Genomic DNA, 6385 nt, shown 5'->3' on the forward strand with positions numbered 1-6385 from the left:
GAGAACTTTGTAGTTGGCACACCAATCATAACGTTTGAATATTAATATAGAGAAAATGGACGCGGAGGGGAATACTTTTGGAAAAAATCATCGTCCGCGGCGGAAAAAGGCTTAGCGGGACAGTTAAAGTAGAAGGTGCTAAAAACGCCGCCGCATCCTGGTTTCCCGACTGATATGCAGTCTCAAATGATGGCATTATTGTTGCGTGCCGAAGGAACAAGTATGATTACGGAGACCGTTTTCGAAAACCGTTTCATGCATGTTGAGGAATTCCGCCGCATGAATGCCAATATCAAAATCGAGGGCCGCTCCGTTATCGTTAATGGACCGACTAACATTCAAGGTGCTGAAGTAGCTGCAACGGATTTACGTGCCGCAGCAGCGCTCATCCTGACTGGATTGGTTGCCGATGGCATCACTCGCGTTACGGAATTGAAGCATCTTGACAGAGGTTACGTGAACTTCCACGGTAAATTGGCAGCTTTAGGCGCCGATGTGGAACGCATTAATGAAGATGTACCGGCAGAAACGAAAAAAATTGCCGATCTAAACGCATAAGATAGCTTGTAAAACCATTCACGTTTGAGTCATTGAAACGTGAATGGTTTTTTGTTGTTGGTACATGTATGGCACTTGCAGGGGAGTTGCCGTTTTTCTATTCATAAATGCTTGTCCTTCGACATACATTTGTTATATAAAGATCCTGCCGAAATTTAAGCGTGGCAGAGAAAACAAGTGTAGGGAGGCTCAGGAGTTTGAAAGCAATCAAACCGATGATCGTACTATTCATAGCAGTAGCATTCGTAATTATCATGATTCCAGCAGTGCTTGTGCTTCCGTTTTCAAATGATAAGACAAGTGGTGAGTTAGCAGAACAATTAGAGAAGAAAGTGAAGAACAGCAGTAATGAAGTGAGTGCCAATGAAATGAGTTCCGTTGAAGTTGCCGTTTACCGTACCCATGCAAAAAAGATTGAAAAGGTGCCGTTGGAAACGTATTTGACTGGCGTTGTTGCAGCTGAGATGCCAGCGGAATTCGAGGAAGAAGCATTGAAGGCACAAGCGTTGACGGCAAGGACGTACATTGTCAATCAGCTTATTGGCGAGAGTCGCTTAGGTTTACCTGACGGTGCCGATGTGAGTGATACGGTCATGCATCAAGTTTATAAAAATAACGATGAGCTCAAAAAGCAATGGGGCTCTGATTATAAATCGAAGATGAAAAAAATCAGCAAGGCCATCAAGGAAACGGAGGGGCAAATCCTAACCTATGATGGAAAGCCGATCACAGCCACATTTTTTTCCACAAGCAATGGCTATACGGAGAATTCGGAGGACTATTGGCAAGCGGATTTCCCTTATTTAAGAAGTGTATCGAGTCCGTGGGATAAAGAGGAGTCACCAAAGTTTTATAATAAAGTTGTCGTGAACTCTGCCGATTTTGAAAACAAACTTGGAGTAAGTCTTTCATCAGGCACGACGATAGGGACTGTCGTTGAAAGGACTTCAGGTAATCGCGTCGGTATAGTCGAAATCGGGGGCAAGAAATTAACAGGAAAACAGATTCGGGAAAAGCTCGGGCTGACATCATCGGATTTTAACTGGGAGCGCCAAGGCAACCAGATCGTCATTACGACAAAGGGCTCAGGGCACGGCGTAGGGATGAGCCAATACGGTGCAAATGGAATGGCCAGGGAAGGAAAAAGCTATGAAGATATCGTAAAGTATTATTATAAAGGAGTTAAAGTACAGTCCTCCAATAAATGGCTGAATACGATGACCGCAAAAAAATGAGAGACGGAGTATCCCGTCTCTCATTTTTTTGCGGTCGCTTTTTCGATGATGGTCAAAAAGCCCCGTCCATGCTTGAAATAATGATATTGGACATGGAAATAGACAGCAGCCACTCCAATGATATCTTTTATTATATCTATTAAGGTTGCTGAGCGGTACGGAATGAAGGATTGATGGTATTCATCCAAGACTCCGTAGAGGCATGCTACAAGGGCAGCCAGCAGGCTTAGGCCTGGTTTCAGTTTTTGGTTTGCGGCAAGGGCCGATACGAATAATATGAACAAAAGGGCGAATTCCACAAGATGAAGCGCCTCTTTTATAAATCGGTCAATCGAAGATGATGGGAGGTCAAGAATCATGTCATCGGGGTTGCCTGACATGATCCAGATCGCAATCATATATAGAAAAGGCAGTAAGGTTAACACGAGTTTAAGGGATTTTTTCATAAATTAAACATCCTTCGGCAGTGAGATACCAAACATTTTACCATTCCGCGAATAAAATCGGTTTCATTTCCACAAAATAAATCTAAAAAAATTTTTTCATGTGTGTATATAATCTTAACAAAATGTTCAGAATGATTGCTGAGGTGATTAATATGAGAGAGGAAGAAAAGAAATCAACTTCCACAATCCGACGTATACTAAAACAGCGTTGGGCGTTAGCAGCAATCTATATCGCAAGTGCAGCCATAATCTTAGCCGCGGCCTTCTTATTACAAAATAGTTTTAATGATTCAGCTAAAGATAGCAAAGAGGAATCAGCTGAAACAGGTAAAAACTATGGCGAGCCGTCAGTAGAGGTCAATAGTAATCTTGAAACAACCAAGATGCCTGTGGCCAATGCAGATAAGACGGTAATCAAGAAACAATTTTATGATGTGAATGCAGATGAAAAGGCACAAGAAGATGCTTTGGTTTTCTACAACAATAGATATGAGCAAAACAAAGGGATCGACATTGCAATGGAAGACGGAAAGTCTTTCGATGTTAAGGCTTCATTAAGCGGGAATGTAACGAAAGTTCAAAATGATGCCTTACTTGGAAATTTGATCGAAGTACAGCATGAAGATGGTGTCGTTACTCGTTATCAATCTGTTAAAGACATTAAAGTTGCCGTTGGCGATAAGGTAAAGCAAGGACAATCGCTTGCTGCAGCCGGAAAAAGCCAAATCAATGAAGAGGCGGGCGTACATGTTCACTTCGAAATCAGAAAAGATAACATCGCGTTGAACCCAATCGAGTTTTTTGATAAACAAGCTTCTGCCATTCAAGCTGCAACTGAAGCGGAAGGAAGCGAACTTGACGACTCAGCCAAAAAAGAAGAAACACCTGCAGTCGAAGAATCTGAAACTGGCAAGGAAGAGACTCCTGCCGTTGACGAAACTGACGAAGGCACCGATTTAGAGAATGGCACGGATAAGGAAGGCTCAACTCCAGCTGAAGATCCAACGGAAGAAAGCGGTACTTTAAAAGATTCGTTAAATCAATCTAATTAATAAAAAGATTTTTCATAAATCAAAACGAAAACCTTGGGCGTTACGAATGACAACAACTGAAAATTTGGTAAAAGAAAGCCGTTCACTCTGGACGGCTTTCTTTTTTTTTCGGGGAAATGCGTTCACTTATGCTGAAACTTTTGAATTTCCGACAAATTTCTTGGGAAATAATTTTCTCCTTACAAAAATAAAACAGGACATATTTAGAAATATATCCAAACCCCCTGTCCCATTAGGCATATATTCTTAACCAAGCTAATAAGATGTTATAAACCATGCAAAGAGAGTGTTTGAGGTGAGGAATCGTTTATTACAAATTATCTAATAGGTGAATAATTCTATCTTTCATTGTTTATAGGGCAGCGGTATTCGATTCGAAAAATACGAATCTCATTTCACACTTCTCACATCCAATTTGGGGAGGTCGAGTGGTGTGCACGATTACATCAAAGAAAGAACCATCAAGATAGGAAAGTATATCGTGGAAACTAGAAAAACGGTCCGCGTCATTGCAAAAGAGTTCGGAGTCTCTAAAAGTACAGTCCATAAAGACTTAACGGAGAGGCTGCCAGAAATTAATCCTGATTTGGCTAACGAAGTAAAGGATATATTGGATTATCATAAATCCATCCGTCACCTTAGGGGCGGGGAAGCAACGAAATTAAAATATAAACGCTCTGAAAGAGAAGAAGAAATCGTCAAATAAACAGGAGACCATTCCGGCATTTGGATGTGAGTCGGGCCATCAGGGACAGGATGAAATCCGATCCTTGACGGCCATTCACTGCCGGTTTTTTTTATGGGCAAAAACAAGGTAGTACATATGGTATTGAAATTAATTACATTTTGGTAAAATAGGAAATAAAAGTATTCATTAACGTTTATTTATAATTCATACTTACTTGTGTCAATGCAATATGGTAAAATAAACAATTAGGACAGAAGTAGGTTATATGTGAGGATATTCAAGGAGGATTTAAGAAATGTTTGCTAGAGATATTGGGATAGATCTTGGAACAGCCAATGTTCTTATACATGTCAAAGGTAAAGGAATTGTGTTAAATGAGCCTTCGGTAGTGGCGATTGATAAGAATACGAACCGTGTTCTGGCAGTCGGGGAAGAAGCTCGTAAAATGGTAGGCCGGACCCCGGGAAACATCATCGCCATTCGCCCTTTGAAAGATGGAGTCATTGCCGATTTTGATGTAACAGAATCGATGCTTAAGCATTTTATCAATACATTGAATGTCAAGGGCTTCCTTTCCAAGCCGAGGATTCTGATTTGCTGCCCGACAAACATAACGAGTGTCGAACAAAAGGCAATCAAAGAAGCTGCTGAAAAAAGCGGCGGGAAAAAAGTGTTTCTTGAAGAAGAACCGAAAGTGGCTGCAATCGGCGCCGGCATGGATATTTTTCAACCGAGCGGCAATATGGTCGTGGACATAGGCGGAGGTACGACGGATATTGCCGTACTGTCAATGGGTGACATCGTTACATCTTCTTCCATTAAAATGGCCGGTGACAAATTCGACAACGAAATCCTGCATTATATCAAGCGGAAGTACAAGCTTCTGATTGGTGAGCGTACAGCGGAAAACATCAAGATCCAGGTTGCGACGGTATTCCCAGGTTCACGTAATGAAGTCATCGACATTCGTGGCCGTGATATGGTGTCAGGCCTGCCTAGGACCATTTCTGTCAACTCTGAAGAAATCGAGGAAGCTCTTCGCGAGCAGGTTTCCGTCATTGTACAAGCTGCCAAAAGCGTGCTTGAGCGGACACCGCCTGAACTTTCGGCTGACATCATCGACCGCGGCGTCATCTTAACGGGCGGGGGAGCCTTGCTTCACGGCATCGATTTACTGCTTGCCGAAGAACTTAAAGTCCCTGTACTGGTTGCAGAGCATCCAATGGATTGTGTAGCAATAGGAACTGGAATCATGCTCGATAATATGGACAAGTTGCCAAGGCACAAATTCAACTAAAAAGCGGATGGAAATCTGCATCATAAGATAAGGGTCTACGGTTCAGACAAACATGGGGCATAGTGAAAGTGCGTGCGGTTCTAGTACTGATGAGCAATAGGCCCTCTTCTTTTTATCGGGTATTTAACACCATTCCTTTAAATCTGACCTAACCAATATTATTTCTGCCTAAAGCTTTTCATTTTCCTTAAGATACCGATGTTCATGTCCGATAAGAAAGATATGAGGAAATGAACGGCAGGAGTCTTTAAAGAATGAGGAGTGAAGAAGATGCTAAGAGGATTTTATACAGCTGCTTCCGGGATGATTGCCCAGCAAAGGCGCACTGAATTACTCACAAACAATATGTCCAATGCAAATACAACAGGGTATAAAGCCGATCAAACGAGTGTAAGGTCTTTTCCTGAATTGCTCATCAGCAATATGGGGAGCAAGACGGTTCCTACTGAAAATAAATTGTCCATCCCTGGATTCTCCAAGGTCGGGGGGCTTAGCACCGGCGTTTACGTACAGGAGGCTAACCCGTTATTCACCCAGGGTACATTGGAGGAAACGGGACTCCATACCGATATGGCCTTGGCTGATGAGAACCTGCCGATCAATGCAGATCGACGGAAAGGTTCCGTGCTTTTTACTGTCCAGAACGAGGATGGAGGCCTCCGTTATACGCGTAACGGCAGTTTTACCCTGAATGGGCAAGGATATTTAACCACTCCTTCAGGTCAATATGTCCTGAATGAAAATAAGGAACGGATCAAGCTTGAGAGCGACCGTTTCACCGTTACGGATGACGGTGTCATTTTAGAGGGGAATGTTCAAACCGCACGACTGGGAATCGGTTATTCAGATGATCCATCTTCACAGCTGATGAAGGATGGGGAAGGCCTGTATAAGGCTGTGGATGATGAGGGATTACCTAGCGCATATGCGGCCGTAGATGGCGGATTTTCTACCAAGCAAGGCTTCCTGGAGGGCTCAAATGTCGATCAATCGAGGACGATGACGGAAATGATGTCCGCATATCGCTCATTTGAATCCAGTCAGAAGGTCCTTCAAGCCTATGATAAAAGCTTGGATAAAGCGGTCAATGGAAGTAGCTGCAACGGATT

Annotated in this window: 6 protein-coding genes and 1 pseudogene; 6 read left to right on the forward strand and 1 reads right to left on the reverse strand. The window is 42.7% G+C overall.

Annotated elements, in window-relative coordinates:
* Positions 1-138: 138 nt before the first annotated feature.
* Both CVN76_RS05405 and spoIID read left to right on the forward strand, forming a co-directional pair.
* Positions 139-558, forward strand: a pseudogene (locus CVN76_RS05405) (UDP-N-acetylglucosamine 1-carboxyvinyltransferase); the annotation flags it as partial.
* 197 nt (positions 559-755) lie between these two features.
* Positions 756-1793, forward strand: coding sequence for a stage II sporulation protein D (gene spoIID, locus CVN76_RS05410; protein ID WP_232732115.1), 1038 nt, complete (start codon positions 756-758; stop codon positions 1791-1793).
* A 20-nt stretch (positions 1794-1813) separates the two neighbouring features.
* Here spoIID and CVN76_RS05415 read toward each other — a convergent pair whose 3' ends face one another.
* Entirely contained in the window at positions 1814-2239 is a 426-nt protein-coding gene (locus tag CVN76_RS05415; protein ID WP_100530547.1) for a VanZ family protein, read from the reverse strand.
* 152 nt (positions 2240-2391) lie between these two features.
* On the opposite strand from CVN76_RS05415, the gene CVN76_RS05420 reads away from it, so the two are divergent.
* The 4 genes from CVN76_RS05420 to CVN76_RS05435 form a co-directional block, all read left to right on the forward strand.
* Positions 2392-3291, forward strand: a complete 900-nt coding sequence (locus CVN76_RS05420; protein ID WP_157805545.1) for a M23 family metallopeptidase — start codon at positions 2392-2394, stop codon at positions 3289-3291.
* 433 nt (positions 3292-3724) lie between these two features.
* On the forward strand, positions 3725-3997 hold the full coding sequence (spoIIID, locus tag CVN76_RS05425) for a sporulation transcriptional regulator SpoIIID (protein WP_034315767.1): 273 nt from the start codon (positions 3725-3727) through the stop codon (positions 3995-3997).
* 277 nt (positions 3998-4274) lie between these two features.
* Positions 4275-5276: a rod shape-determining protein gene (locus CVN76_RS05430; protein ID WP_061141258.1), complete on the forward strand. Its 1002-nt coding sequence runs from the start codon at positions 4275-4277 to the stop codon at positions 5274-5276.
* A 270-nt stretch (positions 5277-5546) separates the two neighbouring features.
* Positions 5547-6385: flagellar hook-basal body protein (locus CVN76_RS05435; protein WP_100530549.1), on the forward strand; the 839-nt coding region annotated here is incomplete at its 3' end.

Source organism: Bacillus sp. mrc49, from assembly GCF_002803435.1.

Bases quoted from the DNA above. Each gene is read 5' to 3' on its own strand.
- CVN76_RS05415 (WP_100530547.1), bottom strand. From the start codon at position 2,239: ATGAAAAAATCCCTTAAACTCGTGTTAACCTTACTGCCTTTTCTATAT.
- CVN76_RS05420 (WP_157805545.1), top strand. From the start codon at position 2,392: ATGAGAGAGGAAGAAAAGAAATCAACTTCCACAATCCGACGTATACTA.
- CVN76_RS05430 (WP_061141258.1), top strand. From the start codon at position 4,275: ATGTTTGCTAGAGATATTGGGATAGATCTTGGAACAGCCAATGTTCTT.